The sequence below is a fragment of the Mycobacterium florentinum genome (assembly GCF_010730355.1).
Classification (GTDB): domain Bacteria; phylum Actinomycetota; class Actinomycetes; order Mycobacteriales; family Mycobacteriaceae; genus Mycobacterium; species Mycobacterium florentinum.
Genome location: NZ_AP022576.1, coordinates 1,290,122 through 1,308,898 on the forward strand (window position 1 = coordinate 1,290,122; position 18,777 = coordinate 1,308,898).

General features: G+C 66.1%; 18 protein-coding genes. 9 read left to right on the forward strand and 9 right to left on the reverse strand.

The window, feature by feature from the left end; all coding sequences use genetic code 11:
• Positions 1 to 14: 14 nt before the first annotated feature.
• The 6 genes from G6N55_RS05960 to G6N55_RS05985 form a co-directional block, all read right to left on the reverse strand.
• Positions 15 to 1,058 carry an ABC transporter ATP-binding protein gene (locus G6N55_RS05960; RefSeq protein ID WP_276071950.1) on the reverse strand — a complete coding sequence of 348 codons (1,044 nt, stop codon included), beginning with the start codon at positions 1,056 to 1,058 and terminating at the stop codon, positions 15 to 17.
• A gap of 81 nt (positions 1,059 to 1,139) precedes the next feature.
• Positions 1,140 to 1,946, reverse strand: a complete 807-nt coding sequence (locus G6N55_RS05965; RefSeq protein ID WP_197747389.1) for an ABC transporter permease — start codon at positions 1,944 to 1,946, stop codon at positions 1,140 to 1,142.
• Positions 1,947 to 1,957: 11 nt separating this feature from the next.
• Entirely contained in the window at positions 1,958 to 2,851 is an 894-nt protein-coding gene (locus tag G6N55_RS05970) for an ABC transporter permease (protein ID WP_085221969.1), read from the reverse strand.
• Positions 2,848 to 3,966, reverse strand: a complete 1,119-nt coding sequence (locus G6N55_RS05975) for a polyamine ABC transporter substrate-binding protein (RefSeq protein ID WP_085221968.1) — start codon at positions 3,964 to 3,966, stop codon at positions 2,848 to 2,850. The genes G6N55_RS05970 and G6N55_RS05975 overlap by 4 nt, the downstream gene beginning before the upstream one ends.
• Entirely contained in the window at positions 3,963 to 4,613 is a 651-nt protein-coding gene (locus G6N55_RS05980) for a TetR/AcrR family transcriptional regulator (RefSeq protein ID WP_197747390.1), read from the reverse strand. Before G6N55_RS05980 ends, G6N55_RS05975 begins: the two co-directional genes overlap by 4 nt.
• A complete protein-coding gene (locus G6N55_RS05985; RefSeq protein ID WP_085221967.1) occupies positions 4,610 to 5,788 on the reverse strand; it encodes an aromatic ring-hydroxylating oxygenase subunit alpha in 1,179 nt (392 codons plus the stop codon). The genes G6N55_RS05980 and G6N55_RS05985 overlap by 4 nt, the downstream gene beginning before the upstream one ends.
• Before the next feature lie 91 nt (positions 5,789 to 5,879).
• Between G6N55_RS05985 and G6N55_RS05990 the strand changes: the two genes are divergently transcribed.
• From G6N55_RS05990 to G6N55_RS06025, 8 genes are all read left to right on the forward strand, one after another.
• On the forward strand, positions 5,880 to 6,326 hold the full coding sequence (locus G6N55_RS05990) for a hypothetical protein (protein WP_085221966.1): 447 nt from the start codon (positions 5,880 to 5,882) through the stop codon (positions 6,324 to 6,326).
• Positions 6,311 to 6,517: a ferredoxin gene (locus G6N55_RS05995; protein ID WP_197747391.1), complete on the forward strand. Its 207-nt coding sequence runs from the start codon at positions 6,311 to 6,313 to the stop codon at positions 6,515 to 6,517. Before G6N55_RS05990 ends, G6N55_RS05995 begins: the two co-directional genes overlap by 16 nt.
• A complete protein-coding gene (locus G6N55_RS06000; RefSeq protein ID WP_085221964.1) occupies positions 6,514 to 8,565 on the forward strand; it encodes an acetate--CoA ligase family protein in 2,052 nt (683 codons plus the stop codon). The genes G6N55_RS05995 and G6N55_RS06000 overlap by 4 nt, the downstream gene beginning before the upstream one ends.
• Positions 8,566 to 8,574: 9 nt before the next feature.
• Positions 8,575 to 9,744 carry an acyl-CoA dehydrogenase family protein gene (locus tag G6N55_RS06005; protein ID WP_085221963.1) on the forward strand — a complete coding sequence of 390 codons (1,170 nt, stop codon included), beginning with the start codon at positions 8,575 to 8,577 and terminating at the stop codon, positions 9,742 to 9,744.
• Positions 9,745 to 10,569, forward strand: coding sequence for an SDR family oxidoreductase (locus G6N55_RS06010; protein WP_085221962.1), 825 nt, complete (start codon positions 9,745 to 9,747; stop codon positions 10,567 to 10,569). It begins immediately after the preceding gene.
• On the forward strand, positions 10,570 to 11,769 hold the full coding sequence (locus tag G6N55_RS06015) for an acyl-CoA dehydrogenase family protein (RefSeq protein WP_085221961.1): 1,200 nt from the start codon (positions 10,570 to 10,572) through the stop codon (positions 11,767 to 11,769).
• A 4-nt stretch (positions 11,770 to 11,773) separates the two neighbouring features.
• Entirely contained in the window at positions 11,774 to 12,517 is a 744-nt protein-coding gene (locus tag G6N55_RS06020; RefSeq protein WP_085221960.1) for an enoyl-CoA hydratase/isomerase family protein, read from the forward strand.
• 116 nt (positions 12,518 to 12,633) lie between these two features.
• The gene (locus tag G6N55_RS06025; protein ID WP_085221959.1) at positions 12,634 to 13,695 is read left to right on the forward strand and encodes a PPE family protein; all 1,062 of its coding nucleotides are present in this window, start codon (positions 12,634 to 12,636) and stop codon (positions 13,693 to 13,695) included.
• A 3-nt stretch (positions 13,696 to 13,698) separates the two neighbouring features.
• On the opposite strand, the gene G6N55_RS06030 is transcribed toward G6N55_RS06025, so the two are convergent.
• Positions 13,699 to 13,926 carry a hypothetical protein gene (locus G6N55_RS06030; RefSeq protein ID WP_139826818.1) on the reverse strand — a complete coding sequence of 76 codons (228 nt, stop codon included), beginning with the start codon at positions 13,924 to 13,926 and terminating at the stop codon, positions 13,699 to 13,701.
• A 1-nt stretch (position 13,927) separates the two neighbouring features.
• Between G6N55_RS06030 and G6N55_RS06035 the strand changes: the two genes are divergently transcribed.
• The gene (locus tag G6N55_RS06035) at positions 13,928 to 15,568 is read left to right on the forward strand and encodes a fatty acid--CoA ligase (RefSeq protein ID WP_232078932.1); all 1,641 of its coding nucleotides are present in this window, start codon (positions 13,928 to 13,930) and stop codon (positions 15,566 to 15,568) included.
• On the opposite strand, the gene G6N55_RS06040 is transcribed toward G6N55_RS06035, so the two are convergent.
• Together G6N55_RS06040 and G6N55_RS06045 are read right to left on the reverse strand one after the other, a co-directional pair.
• On the reverse strand, positions 15,558 to 15,695 hold the full coding sequence (locus G6N55_RS06040; protein ID WP_163667184.1) for a hypothetical protein: 138 nt from the start codon (positions 15,693 to 15,695) through the stop codon (positions 15,558 to 15,560). The genes G6N55_RS06035 and G6N55_RS06040 overlap by 11 nt on opposite strands.
• A 108-nt stretch (positions 15,696 to 15,803) precedes the next feature.
• Complete coding sequence (locus G6N55_RS06045; protein ID WP_085222017.1) at positions 15,804 to 18,650, reverse strand: aminotransferase class I/II-fold pyridoxal phosphate-dependent enzyme; 2,847 nt, start codon at positions 18,648 to 18,650, stop codon at positions 15,804 to 15,806.
• Between the last annotated feature and the right edge of the window lie 127 nt (positions 18,651 to 18,777).

Sequence of the window (18,777 nt, forward strand, 5' to 3'; positions counted from 1 at the left end):
GTTCCTGATTCGGCTCATAGTGCGAGACAGTGTTCGGCGCGCCAACCGATTCGAACGCGCTCACCATCGGCCCAACGTTCCTCGGTGCGCGCCGCGTCCACGTTCTGTTCCAGTACCGAAAGCTCCACTCCCGGTGCGACTTCGAACAGGTAGGTGGTGGTGGCTCCCCCGTAGACGGTGGCCTTGAGGATGGCGTCGGTCTGCACCATGTTCGGGGTGAGGCCAGAAATCCAGATCTTCTCGGGGCGCACGGCGATCGACACCTCGTCGCCGACGGCACGGCCGTCGAGCGGGCCGGTGCGCAACGATACTCCCCCGGGCAGCGTGAGACCCGTTCCCACGTATCGCCCGGTCATCAGGTTGGCGGTGCCGATGAACTCCGCGACACAACGGTTCGCGGGTCGCTCATAGATGTCCTCGGGTGTGCCGCACTGCTGGATGGCGCCGCCGCTCATCACCGCGATGCGGTCCGACATCGTCAGCGCCTCCTCCTGGTCGTGCGTGACGAACACGAAGGTGATGCCGACGTCACGCTGGATGCGTTTGAGTTCCACCTGCATCGTCTTGCGTAACTTGAGATCCAGCGCGGCCAGCGGCTCGTCGAGCAACAACACCGATGGACGGTTGACCAGGGCCCTGGCCAGCGCGACACGCTGGCGCTGCCCTCCGGACAGCGCATTCGGCTTGTCCTGGTCCCGACCGGTGAGCCGCACCATTTCGAGCATCTCGCCGACGCGCCGGGTGATCTCGGATTTGCCTACCTTGCGGCGGCGCAAGCCGAACGCGACGTTGTCCCAGATACTGAGGTGGTCGAAGAGTGCGTAGCTCTGGAAAACCGTGTTGACGTCCCGGCGATTCGGCGGCAGATGCGTGACGTCGTTGCCGGCCAACCACACCTGGCCGGACGTGGGATCGACAAAGCCACCGAGCATCCACAGCGTGGTGGTCTTACCGCAGCCGGAAGGCCCGAGCAGCGAACAGAATTCACCCGCCGCGATGTCGAGGTTCAGCCCCCGCACCACGGTGCTGCCGCCGTACGACTTCGAGATGTTGCGCAGCGAGACGGCGGCGGGCGGCGCCGGAGGCGGTGCCGCGCCGACCGCGACCGTGCTCACATCACCGATTGCTGTAGACAATTCTCATCCTCCTAATAAGTTGAGGCCGCTGCCGCGCCTGCCGAAGAATCGCGGGACGAGTAGGGCGATCGCGATGAGAGCCAATGAGGCGACCAACATCAGCGTGCCGACGGCGTTGATGGACGGCTGGATTCCGAACCGGATCGCGGAGTAGATGCGCACCGACAGCGGTTGAGGATCGACACCGCTGGTGAAGAACGCCAGCACGAAGTCATCGAAGACCAGGGTGAAAATCAGGATCAGGGCCGACATGATGGCCGGCAACATCATCGGTAGCGTCACCAAGCGAAGCGACTGCAAGCGCGTGGCGCCGAGGTCCATTGCGGCGGCCTCGACCTCCGGATTCAGCTCCGCGACCCGGGCCCGCAGGATCACCGTCACATAGGAGATCGAAAACGTCGCCTCGGCGAGGATCAGGGTCGTCAACGACGGTTGCAGCCCAACACCTTTGAACAGCATCAGCGATGCGACACCGGTGACGATCTCCGGGGTGATCAGGGGGATCAGCATGATCGCGTTGGCGGCGCTGCCCAGCCTCGAGCGCGCCCGGACCAGGCCGAAGGCCAGCGGGACGCCGATCGCGACCGAACCGATCATCGCCGCGATCGCCACGATGACGCTCGTATTCAGGGATTGGATCAGCTCGGTGTCGTTGAAGAACGCCTCATACCAACGAAGCGACCAGCCGTCGAACACGGTGAGCGATTTCTTGTTGTTGAAGGAGAACAGCACTACGGCGATGATCGGCAGGTAGAGCAACACGAAGAACAGCGCCGTGACCGCAATGGCAAAGCGTGGCTTGCGATTCATGCCCGAGCCCCTCATCGGCGTGCCGCCTTCGCATCGCGTGCCGTTTGCCGCAAGTAGCCGAGCATGCAGATCAGCAGCAAGATCATCAACGCCATGGTCAGTGCGGCCCCGCCCGGCCAGTTCTGGCCGGCGAAAAACTGGTTCTGAATGAGGTTGCCGATCATCAGGTTGTCGGGGCCGCCCAGCAACTGCGCACTGATGAAATCCCCCATCGCGGGCAGGAATACGAGTGCGAGCCCCGCGTAGGCGCCCGATCTCGACATCGGCACGGTCACGGACAAGAAGGTGCGCAGCGACGTTCCATAGAGGTCGCGCCCCGCTTGGATGAGCGCGCCGTCCATGCGTTCCAGCGACGCGTAGATCGGCAGGATCATGAAGACGACATAGCCGTAGACCAGTCCACCGATCACCGCCACGGAGGTATTGAGGATCTGGAAGTCCGCCGAGAAGCCCAGCCCGCGCAGCCAGGTCATCACTATCCCCTCGTCGGACAGCAGCGTCTGCCAGCCGTACATCCGCACCAGGTAATTGGCGAAGAACGGCACCACGAGCAGTGCTACCAGAGCGTTCTTGTAACGCCCGCCGTGGCGGGCGATCGCGTAGGCGACCGGGTAGGCGATGAGCAGGCAGATCAGTGTCGCGACACCGGCGTACACCAAACTGCGCACGGCAACCCGAAAATAGGTTGGGGTGAAGATGCGCACGATGTTGTCGAGTGTGCTGCCGAAGCGCGGGTTGCCCAGTGCGTCAGTGGTTCCGAAACTCAGCGCGATGAGCAGCAGGAGCGCGAAGACGAAGAACGCCGACATCCACAGCGCGCCCGGCACCAACATCGCAGTCCACATGCGTTCGCCGCGGGCGCGCGGTGGCGCCGGGGCGGTGGCCTGAACCGTTGTGGTGGTCATCCCCCGACCGTCATTTCCGTGTAGGCGGCGTCGCGGGCTTGGGTCTTGGCCACACTGTTGTTGGCGTAGAAGAGATTGCGCGATAGATCGTCGACGGTGACGGCACATGACGGGAACGCCGCGACGATCCCGGCATAGGTGTCCTCGGTCCCGTGTACCGGCATCGGGTAGCCGATGTGATCGATGTTCTTCCTGACGTTCTCCGGGCGCAGCATGTAGTCGATGAAGAGCAAGGCGGTGCCGGGATGGCGCGCGTTGACCGGGATGGCGTAGGCATCGGTATTGATCGGCGCGCCTTCCTTGGGCGCCTCGAATCCGTAGATCGACGGGTCCGGCGCCTGCCGAAGCAGCGCGGCGATGTCTCCACTCCAGGTCTGGTGCATCCAGGCGTCGCCGGACAGCAGGTTGTTGTAGTCGTCGCTGGAAAACCCGCGCAGGTAGGGACGCAGGCCGCGAAACTTCCGGACCATCGCCGCAAGTTCGCGGTCATCGGCGGTGTTGAGGTCATACCCGAGCAACAGCGCCAGCATGCCGAGCACTTCGTTGCGGTCGGCCAGCACGAACGTGTGTCCTTTCGACGCCTCGTTCCACAGATCCGACCAGCTGCCGGGCAGCTTTTCACCGAGTTTGTCTTTTCGCCAGGCGATTCCGGTTTTGTACATCGTGAACGGGATGGAGTGCGCCGAATGCTGGTCGTACCAGGGATTCCGGAAGTACGAGTAGTGGTCGAAGATCAGCGAAGCGTTCTTCAGCGTCGACGGGTCGATAACGCGTAACTGATTGGCAGCGACCATTTTCTGCACCCACTGCGCCGAGGGAAAGATGATGTCGTAGCAATTTCCCGCGGAGAGCTTGGCCTGCATGCTTTCCATCGAGTCGAAATTCGACTGGATCACCTTGACGCCGTACTCCCGCTGGAACCCCTCGAACACGGCGGGATGCACGTAATCCGCCCAGTTGAAGTACACGAGGTCACCGTCGATCCGCGGCTTGACGGGCTCGGTCGCGACTGCCTGCAGCTTGGGCGTCAGGTAGGCGCAGCCGGGCGCGGCAAGAACCGCCGCGACGGCCGCACTGCCGGCGAGGAATCTGCGACGATCAATACGGGTACTCATCGCCAACCGTAGTCAGGGAATTCGCCGGTGACCCCCAGCACAGCGCCGACCTGCTCCCAGATCGCCGCACGAACGGAATCGACAGTCAGCGACGGGTTCTCGAGCATCAACTGTCCACCGAAGCCGTCACACAACGCGCTGATCAGCCGGGCGTGCGCACCGATGTCACACGGATTGAACTCCCCCGAAGCCACACCATCGGCGATGGTTTCGGCGATCCAGTCTTGCTGCGCGCGGTCCAGTTCGATGGCCAGAGCGCGCGACTCCGGGTTGCGAAGCGCTCGACACCACAACTCCTGATACATGGCCCATTCTCGGCGCAAGGCTTCCGTGCTCGGCAGCGACGCGGAGATGATGCGCGCCAGGCGCGCTGTCGCGCTATCGGTTTCGTCGTTCGACTGGTAGACGTCTCGGCCGGTGTTCTCGAAGGAATACCGCAGCGCTTCGGCGAAGAGCTTCTCCCGGTTGTCGAAGTGGTAGTGCAGCGCCGCGGTGGATACCCCGGCCCGCTCGGCGACCATCCGCATCCGAATGCTTTCAAAGCCCTCTTCGCTGATGATCGCGCACGCGGCGGACAGGATCGCTTCCCTGGTCTCGGCCGCGATTTCGGCTCTGGTGCGCCTGGTGGTTTCGGACGCCATCATCATTTGCGGCCGTCCTCCCCGTCCAGGTCGCCCAGGTCGGCACGGATGCGGCCCGCGAACCAGGCGACACCCCGCTCCCGCAAGGACAGTGGCCCCGGCTGAAAGTCGATGTTGCCCATACCGATTTGCATCCGCTGCACGAGATCTTCGTCCTCACGCGTGGTGATCGCGCTGATGTAGAAGTTGAGCCGTTGCGCGATGCGGGTGCGGGTGTCGCAGTTCGCCCGTCGCAGATAAGCGCCGGGAACGTCGACCCGGTCGACACCACGCGGGTTCATCTTCCAGACGAGCACGTGATCGGGATACAGGTCGATCATGGTGTTCGGGTAGATCGCGATGTAGCGAAAGACGCGGCGGTCTTCCTCGAGCAACCCCGGCATCGGGCGTACCACTCGCTGATAGAGCCGCTCGGCCCAGTTGTCAGAAGCCTTGTCGCGCAACGGCGCATCGTAGACGGCGTAGAGATCGGCGGTGTCCACCGAATAGCGCTTGTAATCGAGCAGCCGCATCAGGCCAGGGTGCGCGACCGGGACGTGGTAGCCCTCGAGGTAGTTGTCGACCGCCACCTTCCAGTTCGACTCCTGCGCGTCCTGCGGGTTGTTGATGTGCACTCGCGCCTTGCCGAACGGCTCCATCGTGCCGCCCAGGTAGCGCTCCAGCAGGGGGCGGACGCCTTCTAGCTGCGGTCCGAGCGGTTCGGCGGCCATGTCGAGATTGACGAAGATCAGTCCGCAGAACACCTCGGCCCGGGCGCCGAACAGCGACAGTTTCGATTTGTCGAGGCAGGGGATCGTGCGGTTCTCCGGCGCGCCGACGAGCTTGCCGTCGAGGTGATATGTCCACCCGTGATACGGACAGCGCAGCGCCTTGCCCTCACCCGGCTCCGCGACCAGGCGGGTACCGCGGTGCCGGCAGGTGTTGAGGTGTGCGCGGATGCCGCCGTCCTCGGTGCGGACGACCACGACCTCTTTGCGCCCCACCGTGCCGACGATGCGCGACCCCGGGTTCGGCAGGTCCGTCACGTGTCCAACCAACTGCCAGGTGCGGTCGAAGATCCGTTTCTGCTCGAGATCGGCGACCCGCGGATCGGTGTAGTAACGCGAATCCAGCCCCGGCTCCAGCGGCTTGACGTCGCCTTTTACCAGGCGTGGTCGGGCCTTGACGGATGTCTCGTTCATCTCCTGCGACGCGTCCTTCTGCTCGGCTTCCGAAATTTGGAACTAGCTGACTAACTGATTAGTTTGTTACTCTGCCAGTGTCAGGCATCACATGTCAAGGGTTAGGAGGTTCGGCATCACTCCGCAAAAGTGGCCACAAGCTCGGGAAAAGCCATTCCGGGCGCCAACCGCCTGGCTGGGACTGACCCCCGAGCCCGAGCGGTCGCTTCCCGCGCTGCTGGCCGGCCTGCAAGGCGAGGCGACGGTTGCGCGGGAGCGCAATTACGTCACCAGGCTCATCCTGCGGGGCACCAGCCGGCGCTGGTTGCGCTATCTGGACCGAGCGGCCCAACTCGCGCTCGATGTCGCCGGCGGCCACCGCCAAGGCGACCCGCAGTTGGCGCTCGCCGTCGCGCACGTCGTGCTCGATCACGACCGGATGCTGATCGGGTTACCGGGCAACGCCTACTACCGCACCGCCGAACGCCGCAAGCGCCTCGCCGCGGCCATCCCCGAACTCGAAGCACGTATCAACACCGACCCATGGGAGATCTCGTGAAGCTGCTCCTCGACCAAGACACCTGTCAGGGCTACGGCCTGTGCCAGGTAGCCGCTCCGGCGCTCGTCGACCTCGACGATTCCGGCTATGCCCGATTGATCGGCGGCGACAGCGTGCCAGCATCCGAGCGCAACCATGCCCACGACGCGGTGGCCGCCTGCCCGGCGCGAGCCTTGCGGGTGCGCGCATGAGCCGGGATCTGCGGAGCTTGTTCGACCCGGCCTCGATCGCGGTCGTCGGTGCCAGTACCGATCCGGCCAAGTGGGGCAATGCCGTTACGCTGCAGGCGCTTCGCGGCGCGTACCGGCACCGGGTGCAGCTGGTCAACCGAAGTGGCGCAGATATCCTCGGGCAACCGACCCTCACGTCGGTCGCCGACCTGGACGGGCCCATCGACCTGGCTGTCATCGCGGTGCCCGAGGCCGGATTCGAAGAAGCCGTCGACGGCGTACTTGCCAAGGGCGCGCGTGCCATCGTCGCGATCACCGCGGGCCTGGGCGAAGCCGACGAAACGGGACGGGCCCGCGAGGATGCCCTGATTGCCCGCGTCCGAGCGGCCGGCGCGGTGCTGGTGGGCCCCAATTGTCTTGGCCTGGTCGATAACACGACCGCCACATATCTGTCGTCGAATCAATTCGCAACCGGTGACATCGCGCTGCTGAGCCAGAGCGGCAACCTCGCCATCGAACTGGATCGGCTGTTCAGCAGCCGGGGACTGGGGATCTCGCGGTTCGTCTCGCTGGGCAACCAGGCCGACGTCAACGTTGTCGAGTTGATCGACGCGTGCGCGGCCCATCCCTGGACTTCGGCGATCGCCGTGTACATCGAGGACTTCCGGGACGGTCGCGGGTTCGTCGACGCCACCGCGGCCGCGGTCGCCTCGGGAACGCCGGTGGTGGTGCTGGCCGCCGGTGCGAGCACCGCCGCGGCCCGCGGCGCCCAGTCGCACACCGGTTCTCTCACCAGTGATTCGGCGGTGATCGCCGCGGCGTGCCGGGTGGCGGGCGCAATGCTGGTTCGCACCCCCCGTGAACTGGCCGATGTGCTGTGCGCGCTGCGGCAACGGGCGGTTCCGCGCGGGCGCCGGGTCGCCGTCCTGACCGACGGTGGCGGGCACGGCGTTATCGCGTGTGACGTGGCCGAGGCCGCCGGGCTCGACGTGCCCGCCCTCGGCGAGCACACCCAGGCTCGACTCCGGGACGTGTTGTGGTCGCAGTCGCACGTCGGCAACCCGGTCGACCTGGCCGGGGCCGGCGAGATGGATCCCGACAGCTACGCGCGGGCATACGCGGTGCTGCAGGCCTGCGACGAGGTCGACGGGATCCTGATGACCGGGTACTTCGGCGGCTATTCGAGCGGCGAGGACGGCCTGACGGGTCTGGGGCCGGCCGAGTGTGCCGCGGCCAAACAGATCGCCGCCGACGCGGCCGGCGCCAAACCGACTGCGGTGCAATCGATCTTCCCCGAAGCACCGGCGACCCGGATTCTGCGCGACGGCGGCGTGCCCGTCTTCGGCGCGATCGCGGACGCCGCCGCCGCGCTGGCCGCCGTGACCGGGCAGGCACCGACGGCCGCGCTGCTCGACCTGCCGGCACCGGCACCACCTGTGGCCGCCATCGACTACATGGCATCGCGGCGCGCCTTCACCGCCGCGGGAATCGAATTCGTCGCGGCCCGGGAGATTCGCACCATCGACGAATTGTGTGCCGCCGCCGACGAACTGCGTCCGCCATACGTCCTCAAGGCATTGGGACTGCTGCACAAGTCGGATGCCGGCGGCGTGGTGGTGGGCCTGGCATCACGCGAAGACCTCTTCAACGCACGCGCTCGCCTTTCCGCGAAGCTGAGTCCCCCATCGTTCTCGGTCGAAGAGATGGCGGATCTGGCAAGCGGAATCGAGCTGATCGTCGGCGCCCGTTGGGATTCCCGCTTCGGGCCGACCGTCTTGGTGGGAATGGGCGGCACCGCGACCGAGGTGCTGCGCGATGTGCAGGTGGCACTCGCTCCGGTCGACGAGGCCGCGGCGACGCGCATGATCGAGCGGTTACGCACCGCGCCACTGCTCTACGGGCACCGTGGTAAGCCGCCGGTCGACGTGGCGGCCGCCGCCCGGACCATTGCCCGTTTCAGCCACTACGCCGCGGCCCATCCCGAAATTGCCGAGCTCGAGATCAACCCGTTGTTGGTCACCCCGTCGGGGGCAACGGCTCTGGACGCCCGAATCGTCAAACACCACTAGGAGATTGCGATGGACTTCACCTACACCGCCGCCCAGCAAGAACTGAAGGCGCGCGCGGCTGCCTACGCCGAACTGCTGATGGGCTACGAGAACGAGGCCGAGCAGGCCGGCGGCCCGCTGCCGCCGGAAACGGTCGACAAGCTGGCCAAGGCGGCGATGGATGCCGGGATGTACGGCATCAACATGCCGGTCGAGTGGGGCGGAGCGGGGCTCACGCTGCTCGAACAGGTGATCGTCGAGGAGGAATTCGGGAAAGTCACGAATTGCCTATGGGACATCCCGTGGCGGCCCTCCAACGTGCTGGCGCTGGCCTCGCCCGAACAGCGGGAGCGCTACCTGCTGCCCATCCTGCGCGGGGAACGTTTCGACGCATTCGCCACGACCGAACCGGACGCCGGATCCGACGCGGGCGCGATCGCGACGACGGCGACTCCGGTCGACGGCGGCTGGCTGCTCAACGGTGAGAAGTGGTTCGTCACGTGCGGCGACATCGCGGACTTCCTGCTGGTGCAGGCAAATGTGCTGCCCAACAACGAATCCACCCTGTTCTTCGTCGAGAAGAACACCGAGGGCGTGCGGATGAGCCGGGTACCGCACTTCATGCACTCCGCCGTCAACGGTCACCCCGAGTTCATCTTCGAGAACGCCTTCGTGCCTGCCGATGCCATCCTCGGTGAAATCGGCCAGGGCTTTGAACTCACCAAGGACTGGTTCACCGACGAACGTCTGATGATCGCCGCACGAACCGTCGGGGTAGCCGAGCGCGCACTGCGACTGGCCCGCGATTGGGCCACCCAGCGCAAGCAATTCGGATCCCCGATCAGCGACTTCCAGATGATCCAGTCCATGCTCGCGGACTGCGCCGTCGACATCGCCGTCAACCGCGCCTACACCCACCAGGTCGCCTGGGAGGCCGACAATGGTGCGGACCGAAAGACATTGCACGCCAAGGCATCCATCGCGAAGCTGTCGGCGAGCGAAGCCGCGGGCCGGGTGGTCGACCGCTGCCTTCAGATCTTCGGTGGCCGCGGCTACGACCGGGCTTACCCCATCGAGCGGATGTACCGCGAGGTGCGCGTCGACCGCATCTGGGAGGGTACCTCGGAAATCCAGCGCGTGATCATCGCGAACGAACTCATCAAGCGCGGCACAGCGTTTCTCGATCTGCCGGTTGCCTAGATGAGTCAGGTACTGCGATCCGACGCGCACCGCGGGGCGGTAGCGCTGGTCACCGGCGGCGGCACCGGGATCGGCCGGGCCGTCGCCCTCGACCTGGCGCGCTGCGGCGCCGACGTGGTGATCGCCGGCCGCCGCCCTGAGCCGCTGCAGAAGGCAGCCGCCGAAGTGGAATCCCTTGGCGCGCGGGCCCTGCCGGTCGCCACCGATGTTCGCGACGACGAACAGGTCCAGCGTTTGGTCGATCGCTGCATCGAACGGTTCGGCCGGATCGACATCCTGGTGAACAACGCGGGCGGTCAGTTCAGCGCCCCCGCCGAACAGATCACGGTCAAGGGCTGGCGCGCGGTGCACCGCGTCACGGTCGATGCCGCATGGGCGGTGACTCGTCAGGTCGCGGTGCGCACCATGATCCCGCAGCGAGCCGGCACAATCTTCTTCCTGGCGTTCTCGCCTCGCCGCGGCATCGCGACGATGGTGCACGCCAGTGCCGCCCGGGCCGCACTGGAGAACTTGGCGGCAGGACTTGCCCTGGAATGGAGCCGATTCGGCATTCGGACCATCTGCATCGCGCCGGGCACGATCGCGACCGACGGCATGCAGCGCAACTACTCCCCCGCCGACCGGGCCAACTGGGAAGCCGCGGTGCCGCTGCGCCGATTCGGCACGCCGGCGGAAGTCTCCGAAGTGATCGCATTTCTCGCCTCACCCTCGGGGAGCTATGTCACCGGGACGACTGTCGTGATCGACGGCGGTGCCGATGCCTTGGGAGCCGGACAACCGGCACCCGAACTGGATAGAAAATATAGTGAAAGGATCTGTTGTTAAATGGAATTCGCATACACCCCACGGCTAGCCGAGCTCAAAGACCGCGCCCGCGCCCTTACCGAGAAGATCATGCCCTTCGAGGACGAGTGCGAACGCCACAACGGACTGTCGACCGAGTCGCACGCGTCGATCAAGGCCGCCGTGCTGGGCTCGGGCCTGCAGGCGATCAACACGGCAACCGAGTTCGGCGGGGCCGGACTCAGTGTGCTGGAACAGGTGGTCGTGCAAGACGAACTCGGCAAGCTGACGAACGCACTGTGGGACACGGTGTGGCGGCCGGCCAACCCGCTCGCGCACGCCTCCGCGGAGCAACGCGAGCGGTATCTGATCCCCAGCGCGCGCGGTGAGCGGCGTGACGCGGTTGCCATTTCGGAATCCGCGGCCGGATCCGACTTCTCGGCCGCCCAGACCACCGCGCTGCCGGACGGCGACGGTGGCTACGTGATCAACGGCGAAAAGTGGTTCGTCACCGTCGGAGACGTCGCCGACTATCTCATCGTGCTCGCCTACGTCGAGCCGGAGCACGCTCCGACCATGTTCCTGGTGGACGTCGCCACACCGGGTGTGGCCATCACCAATGTCCCGCGCTACACCCACACTTTCGTCTACGAGCACCCCGAATTCAGCTTCACCGACGTCCGAGTGGGGGCGGATGCGGTACTCGGTGGCATCGGCGCCGGGCTGGAACTGACCCGGGATTGGTTCACCGAGGAGCGATTGATGATCGGCGCGCGGACCATCGGCGCCGCGGAGCGCGCGCTGACGCACGCGGTCGACTGGGCGCGCGAACGCGTGCAGGGCGGCCAGCCGCTGATCAACCGGCAGCTCATCCAGGGCATGATCGCCGACTCGGTCGTCGACATCACCACCAACCGCGCCCTCACCCACCAGGTCGCCTGGGAATTCGACCAGGCCGATCTGAGTGATCCCGACCAACGAAAGACGTTGCACGCCAAGGCCGCGACTGTGAAACTTGCGGCGTCCGAGGCGTCGAACCGGGTGGCGGATCGCGCGGTGCAGATCTTCGGCGGCCGTGGCTATATCCGCGACTATCCGGTCGAGCGGCTGTGGCGAGAGCTGCGGGTCGACCGGATTTGGGAAGGGACCTCGGAGATTCAACGCCTCGTCATCGCGAACGAGACCAACAAGCGCGGGCTGGAAAAGCTGCTGTCATTCCGCACACTGACGGACCAGCGATAACCCGATGTCGGGGGACATCGTTGGGGCGGTTGATGTTTCGCGGCACGACGACGTCGCGGTGATCACGCTGCGGCGGGAGCGCAAGCTCAATGCGCTCTCGTCGCACATGGAATCCGAATTGCTGCGTGCGCTGCACGGTCCCGAAGTCAAATCCAGCCGGGCCGTCGTCGTCACCGGCGGCGACGCCGTATTCTCGGCGGGCGCGGACACCACCGAACTGCAGCTGATGACGACGCGCGACATCGTCGACTACTACCGCGGCTCGGGCCGAGTGTACGAGGAATTCGCGATGCTGCCGCAGCCGACGGTGGCCGCGATCACCGGCTACTGCCTGGGCGGCGGACTCGAATTGGCGCTGGCGGCCGACGTGCGAATCGCCGATGCCGCAGCGGTTTTCGGCTTTCCGGAGGTATGCATCGGAATCCTGCCCTCCTCGGGAGGACTCACCCGCATCGTTCGGGCCGTGGGAGCGGGGCGCGCAAGCGACCTGGTGCTGCGCGGCAGACGGCTCACCACCCGGCAGGCGGAGCAGTGGGGCATCGTCACCGAAATCAGCCCGCCCGGCCGGCATGTGCAGCGCGCGATCGGCATTGCGCGGACGCTCGCCGCGCACTCGCCGCTCGCCCTGCAGATCACCAAACGGGTGCTGAACGTGAGCTTCGATGCGCCAAGGGAAGCTGCGTTATTGCTCGAGCAGCTTTCCTATGCGGTCCTTAACGACGCGGGCGAATTCGTAGACAGTCCATAAGAATTCGCGTGCGAGCGCGACGCGTACGAACAATCAGTCTCAAACTTTTCACCACGAATTGTTTGGGTTCTGCTGCGCACCCAGAAACAGAACTAGGACGAACGAAAGAATGAGCGATGACCGTCCCGGCAGTTTTCGCATTACGGCCACCTGAAATCAATTCCGCACTGATGTATGCGGGAAACGGTTCCGGCTCGATGCTGGCCGCGGCATCGGCGTGGCGAAGTCTCGCCGCAGAACTGCATCACACCGCGTCGGCGTTTGCCTCGACGATAACCGCGCTGGTCGACGAGCACTGGCACGGCCCGGCGTCGGCATCGCCGGCAGCCGCCGCCGCGGCACGCTATACGAGGTGGATGAAGTCCACCGCGGCCTGGGCCGACCGCACCGCCATGCAAGCCGACGCGGCCGCGGTCGCTTACGAAACCGCTTTCGCCGCAACCGTTCCGCCGGCAGTGGTCGCGGCCAACCGCAGCGAGCTGGCTTACCTGGTGGCGACCAACCTCCTCGGTCAGAACACCCCGGCAATCATGGCCACCCAGGCGCAGTACATCGAGATGTGGGCGCAAGACGCCGATGCGATGACCGGCTACGCGGTCGCGTCGATGGCCGCCGCGCAGCTGACTCCTGCTGTCGTACCGCCCAAGGTCGCCAACCCTGGCTTGACCGACGACCCACCCGCGCCACCATGGCAGCCGCCGCAATGGTGGACGGACTTCATCAACAACTGGGGACCGAACTCGAACTTGGTGAACTCCCTTGCCACCATGGTCTCCGGCTTCGCCCTGCCCACCACGTATGCGGGCTTGAGTGGCAGCGGCGACGTGGCGGCCGCGGCCGGGGATGGTGCCGCGGCAGCGGCGGATGCGGCAGCTGTTGACACCGGGGCGATCGGTGCCGAGCTGGCACGAGCGACCGGTTTCGGAGCCGTCGCGGCCGGCACGGGCAACGCGATGCCGATCGGCAAGCTGGCGGTGCCGCAGAGCTGGACCACCGCCGCCGAAATAACCCGCGTCGTCACGCCGATCGGCACTCCGCTGGTTGCGCCACCGCACGAGGCGGCGGCCGGTATGCCCGCGATGCCGATCGCGAACGTCGGCGGCCGAAACGTCGCGCGCCACGCCCCGCAGTACGGCTTCCGCCCACAGATCGTCACGCGGCCGCCGTCGGCGGGCTGAGCGTCAGGCGTCCTCGGTCTGCTTGACGCAATCGCCGTTGCGCGCGCCGTGCGGCCGTAGAACTCCCCCGCCGCCGCCGCGGCGCTGGCCGGCCAGTGCGGGTTGCTCGATGAGCCGGCCGCCACGGGGCAACGACAGCGCTGACAAGGCGGCCGCAGATCGGCCCGCGCAGGCCAGGACTGGCCTGCCCGGACAGTGGGCTGAGCCGTCGCGCGACAGCAGAGTCGACATCGTGGACAGCACCATGCAAGACCTGCCGTTGACCGTGGCGGCCATCCTGCATCACGGCACGACCGTGCACGCCCGGCGCAAGGTGACCACCGCGACCGCCGACGGCTACCGCGAGGCCAGCTACGGCGGGGTCGGCGCGCGCAGCGCGCGGCTGGCCAACGCGTTGCGCGGCCTCGGCATCAGTGGCGACCAACGCGTGGCCACCTTCATGTGGAACAACCAGGAGCACCTCGAGGCCTACCTCGCCGTGCCGTCGATGGGCGCGGTGCCGCACACCTTGAACATCCGGCTGCCCCCGGATCAACTGATCCACATCGCCACCCAGGCCCGGGACGAGGTGATACTCCTGGATCTGTCCCTGGCGCCGACTTTCGCGCCGGTCGTCGCCGGCCTGCGCGACGTCCACTCGATCGTCGCGGTCGGGGACGGTGACCTCGATGTCCTGGTCGGCACCGGCAAGACGGTGCTGCGCTACGAGAGCCTGCTTGCCGATCAACCGGCCACCTTCGCCTGGCCGGACCTGGCCGAAAACACCGCCGCCGCAATGTGTTACACCAGCGGCACCACCGGCGATCCGAAAGGTGTCGTCTACAGCCACCGGTCCACCTACCTGCATTCCATGGCCGCGTGCAGCGCCAATGGTCTGGCCGTCGCGGACGGTGACCGGCTGTTGCCCATCGTGCCGATGTTTCACGCCAACGCCTGGGGGCTGCCGTATGCCGCGCTGATGGCCGGAGCCGACCTGCTGCTGCCGGACCGCTTTCTGCAGGCGCCGCGGCTCATCGAGATGATCGAGGCGCAACGCCCAACCATCGCCGGGGCGGTCCCGACGATTTGGAACGACGTCGCGCAACGATTGGACGACGACCCCGGCCGCGACATCTCCAGCCTGCGACTGGTCGCGTGCGGCGGGTCGGCGGTGCCGCCGGCGATGATGATGGACTTCGAGCAGAAATACGGCGTGGCGATCCGCCAAGCCTGGGGCATGACCGAAACCTCGCCGCTGGCGGCCATCGCCTGGCCCCGCCGGACGTTTCGTACGAGGAGCACTGGGCGTTGCGCGCGACGCAGGGCCGTCCGGTGCGGCGTGCGGGCCCGCATCGTCGGCGACGATCGGGAAGTGCTGCCCAACGACGGAACATCGGTGGGCGAGTTGGAGGTCCGCGGGCCGTGGATCACCGGGTCCTACTACCAACATGCCGACGATTCGAATTTCCATGACGGCTGGCTGCGCACCGGCGATGTGGGAACCATCGATGACCGCGGCTACATCACCCTGACCGACCGGGCCAAGGACGTGATCAAATCGGGTGGCGAATGGATCTCCTCGGTCGAACTCGAACATCGCATCATGGAGCACCCGGCGGTCCACGAGGCCGCGGTGGTGGCGGTGCCCGACCCGCGTTGGCAGGAGCGGCCATTGGCGGCCGTGGTGGTCAACGACCCCGCGGTGGGGGCCGTGGAGTTGCGTCGGTACCTCGCCGACCGCGTGGCGCGTTGGTGGTTGCCGGAGCGGTGGACATTCGCCGACGAGATCCCCCGGACCACCGTCGGGAAATTCGACAAGAAACTGATTCGGGCCCGCTACGCCGAGGGCGCCTTGTCCATCGTGGAATGTCGCGACCCAGTGGTCAGTAGCTGATCCGGATCGTCTGAGACGGACACATCGACGCGGCACGCACGATCGACTCCTGTTCGCTTGCACCAGGATTGGGATTCAACACCATCACCTGCTCGCCGTCGTCGGGCAGGTCGACGGTGACGTGCATGATGTCTCCCGGGTCAAATCGCTTCTGCCGCAAGTATTGCGTCGTTTCCCCGGGCCGCCGCGGCCCGCGCGCGCCAACGGTGGCCTGACCGTGCCATCGGGCTAAACGTCAGGCGTCTTCGCCGACCGATTGCCGAACGCGGTCCCCGTTGCGCGCCCCGTTCAAAACCGATGTGTCCGCCGGTAACTCGAAGCCCGGGAACACCGATCCGACCGCGGCGCTGGCCGCGCTGCGTTGGGCTTCCAAGCGGGCCAGCGCCTCGGAAGTGAACACCGACAACCCGAGATCCGGGTTGTATCCGTGGATTTCCTTCACGTCGAGTTGGGCCAGGAAATACAGGATCTCCTTCGAAACCACCTGACCCGGGACCAGCACGGGGAAACCCGGCGGGTAGGGCACCACGAACGTGGTGGACACCAGCTTCCTGCCCTCGGCGATCCGCCGCCCGGCCTGACCGATCTGCACGTACTCGCGGTCGGACTCCTCGTAGCCCGCGTAGAACGCCGCCCGCATGTCGCCGAAAACGCAGTTGTCCACGGGACGGAACGCGATGTCGAATTCGCTGAAGTCGGGCAGGTGCGGCAGATCCTCGGTGATCTCCTCGACGCGGCGGTTGTGCAGCGTCCAGTCGGCCACACTGGCCAATTCCCGCTCCCGATCCAGGTCGGTGGCCACCCGGCGCAGCACGTCGAGCAGGTGGTGCACGCTCGACCAGGTGACACCGATCGTGAAGATCAGCAGCACGCTGTTGATCGACGTCTTGTTGATCTGAATGCCGAAGCGCTCCATCAGGATCTTCTCGCGGAAGTCGTACCCGTTCATTCCGGTGTTGCCGAGGAACAGGGTGACACGCGTCGGATCCAGCACGAACTGGTCGGACCGCCAGGCTTCGTTCCACTCGGCCAGCGCGCCTTGCCGAACCTCGCGGTAGGAGCTCACCGCCGACGCCCGGAACTCCTCGGGCACCAGGTCGGCCTCGTCGAGAATGCGGAACCACTTGCTGATCAGCCGGTCCTTGCGGACGCGGTGCCGGAAGACCAGCGCCATGTCGTAGACCTGGCGGACCAACTGGAATCCTTCGATGTCGACCTGGCGGCGGGCCAGGTCCAGCGAGGCCAGCAGTTGCTGGTTGGGCGACGTCGAGGTGTGCGTCAAGAACGCCTCACCGAACGCGTCGCGGGCGCGCGAGTTGAAGTCCCGGTCGCGCACGTGAATCATCGACGCCTGCCGGAACGCCGACAGCGACTTGTGCGTGGAGTGCGTCGCGTACACCCGCACCCGCGCCTTGCTCGGGTCGGGCAGCAGCCGGTGGTTGACCCACTCCGATCGCGGGATCCCCTCCATCGACGCGGCCCAATCACGGTATTCCGCAGCGTATTCCGGCGATGCCAGCATCTGCTCGAGCCGGTCCGCCGCGACCATGGCGGTGCGTTGGCGGGCCCACGGAACCGCGGTCGCAAACGCGTACCACGCCTCGTCCCACAGGAAGCAGATGTCCGGCTTGATCGCCAGCACCTCCTCCATCACCCGCAGCGGGTTGTAGACCACACCGTCGAAGATGCAGTTGGTCACCAGCAGCATGCGCACCTTGTCCAGCTGACCCCGCTCCTCCAGGTCCAGCAGCGCCTTCTTGATCGTGTCCAGCGGCACCGCCCCGTAGATCGCGAACTGCGGCAGCGGATACGCGTCCAGATACAGCGGGTAAGCGCCGGCCAGCACCAGGCCGTAGTGGTGCGACTTGTGGCAGTTGCGGTCGATCAGCACGATGTCGCCGGGCCGGGTCAGCGACTGCACGACGATCTTGTTGGCCGTCGACGTGCCGTTGGTGACGAAGTACGTCTGGTTGGAATGCCACGTCTTGGCGGCCTTGTCCATCGCCTTCTTGATGTTGCCGTGCGGGTCCAGCAGCGAGTCCAGACCGCCCGAGGTGGTCGAGGTCTCGGCCATGAAGATGTTGCGGCCGTAGAACTCCCCCATGTCCTGCAGCGACCGGGAATTGAAGATGCTGGCGCCGCGCGCGACGGGCAGGGCGTGGAACTGGCCGACGGGCGAGTCCGCGTAGGCCCGCAGGGCGTCGAAAAACGGCGTGGCGAAACGGCTTCGCAGACCGGCCAGCACCGTGCTGTGTAGATCGGTGACGTCGTTGAGCCGGTAGAACGTCCGGTCGTAAACGTCGTTTTCCTCGTCGTTGCCCGCCGCGATCGACTCGTCGGTGAGCAGATAAAGGTCGATGTGCGGCCGCAATTCACGGATCCAGTCACCGCATTCGATGCAGTCGCTGCCGCAGTCGCGTCCGACCGCGTCGTCGGCGACACCCAGCAACGTGTTCATCAACGGCACCCGGTCCCGCGAGCGCAATGCCACGTCGTGGCGGATGATCGCGGCCTGAATCTCGCCGTTGAGGGCGACGGCGGTGATGGCGTCCTCGACGCTGGGCACCACCAACAGCTCGAACTGCACGTCGTCGGACGGGCAGCGCAGCGCCCGCAGGGCTTCGGCCAGGCAGTCGGGCCCGGTATTCGGCGAGTCGTCGGCGAGCAACACCGTATAGAACTGCTGCTGCTTGGCCTGGGCCACCAACTCCTGGTCGGCTAACGGCGCAGACGTGTCGAAAAGTGCTGTGCGGTCGCCGTATTCGCTGAGCAGGCGCACCGCCAGCGACACCTCCTCGGCGAGCCGCACCGTGGACAGGCTCTCCAGGTGGGCGCGGTAGGCCGCCAGGTTGTGCGCGCCGGGAAACAGCCAGTACCGCTCGTAAGCAGCCAGGCGGTCCATCAGGCGCTTGACCTTCGCCAAGTCATGCGTTTTGTCCAGCCCGGCCAGGTCGACCTCCGCGAGGTGACGGCATGCGTCGTCGAGCAGGTTCCAAGTGTCGATGCGGGTGTACGACGGGTTGGCCACCGCCGCCAGCGCGGAGACGCGCAGCCGTCGCGGGTGGGCACTGTAGGGATTCATGTCGTCACCTGTTTCTGGCGCGGGCTGGGTCATGCTGCCGCTTCCGTAGTTAGCGGGTATCGCTCGACAAGTCCGCCACCATTGTTATCCGGTCTGGCCTGAGTCGGCGATCTTTTTGCTCAGGATT

Excerpts from the sequence above, each read along its gene's own strand:
- G6N55_RS05965 (WP_197747389.1), bottom strand. The coding sequence starts at position 1,946 with ATGAATCGCAAGCCACGCTTTGCCATTGCGGTCACGGCGCTGTTCTTC.
- G6N55_RS05970 (WP_085221969.1), bottom strand. The coding sequence starts at position 2,851 with ATGACCACCACAACGGTTCAGGCCACCGCCCCGGCGCCACCGCGCGCC.
- G6N55_RS05975 (WP_085221968.1), bottom strand. The coding sequence starts at position 3,966 with ATGAGTACCCGTATTGATCGTCGCAGATTCCTCGCCGGCAGTGCGGCC.
- G6N55_RS05980 (WP_197747390.1), bottom strand. The coding sequence starts at position 4,613 with ATGATGATGGCGTCCGAAACCACCAGGCGCACCAGAGCCGAAATCGCG.
- G6N55_RS05985 (WP_085221967.1), bottom strand. The coding sequence starts at position 5,788 with ATGAACGAGACATCCGTCAAGGCCCGACCACGCCTGGTAAAAGGCGAC.
- G6N55_RS05990 (WP_085221966.1), top strand. The coding sequence starts at position 5,880 with ATGTCAAGGGTTAGGAGGTTCGGCATCACTCCGCAAAAGTGGCCACAA.
- G6N55_RS05995 (WP_197747391.1), top strand. The coding sequence starts at position 6,311 with ATGGGAGATCTCGTGAAGCTGCTCCTCGACCAAGACACCTGTCAGGGC.
- G6N55_RS06000 (WP_085221964.1), top strand. The coding sequence starts at position 6,514 with ATGAGCCGGGATCTGCGGAGCTTGTTCGACCCGGCCTCGATCGCGGTC.
- G6N55_RS06005 (WP_085221963.1), top strand. The coding sequence starts at position 8,575 with ATGGACTTCACCTACACCGCCGCCCAGCAAGAACTGAAGGCGCGCGCG.
- G6N55_RS06010 (WP_085221962.1), top strand. The coding sequence starts at position 9,745 with ATGAGTCAGGTACTGCGATCCGACGCGCACCGCGGGGCGGTAGCGCTG.
- G6N55_RS06015 (WP_085221961.1), top strand. The coding sequence starts at position 10,570 with ATGGAATTCGCATACACCCCACGGCTAGCCGAGCTCAAAGACCGCGCC.
- G6N55_RS06020 (WP_085221960.1), top strand. The coding sequence starts at position 11,774 with ATGTCGGGGGACATCGTTGGGGCGGTTGATGTTTCGCGGCACGACGAC.
- G6N55_RS06025 (WP_085221959.1), top strand. The coding sequence starts at position 12,634 with ATGACCGTCCCGGCAGTTTTCGCATTACGGCCACCTGAAATCAATTCC.
- G6N55_RS06030 (WP_139826818.1), bottom strand. The coding sequence starts at position 13,926 with ATGTCGACTCTGCTGTCGCGCGACGGCTCAGCCCACTGTCCGGGCAGG.
- G6N55_RS06040 (WP_163667184.1), bottom strand. The coding sequence starts at position 15,695 with ATGCACGTCACCGTCGACCTGCCCGACGACGGCGAGCAGGTGATGGTG.
- G6N55_RS06045 (WP_085222017.1), bottom strand. The coding sequence starts at position 18,650 with ATGAATCCCTACAGTGCCCACCCGCGACGGCTGCGCGTCTCCGCGCTG.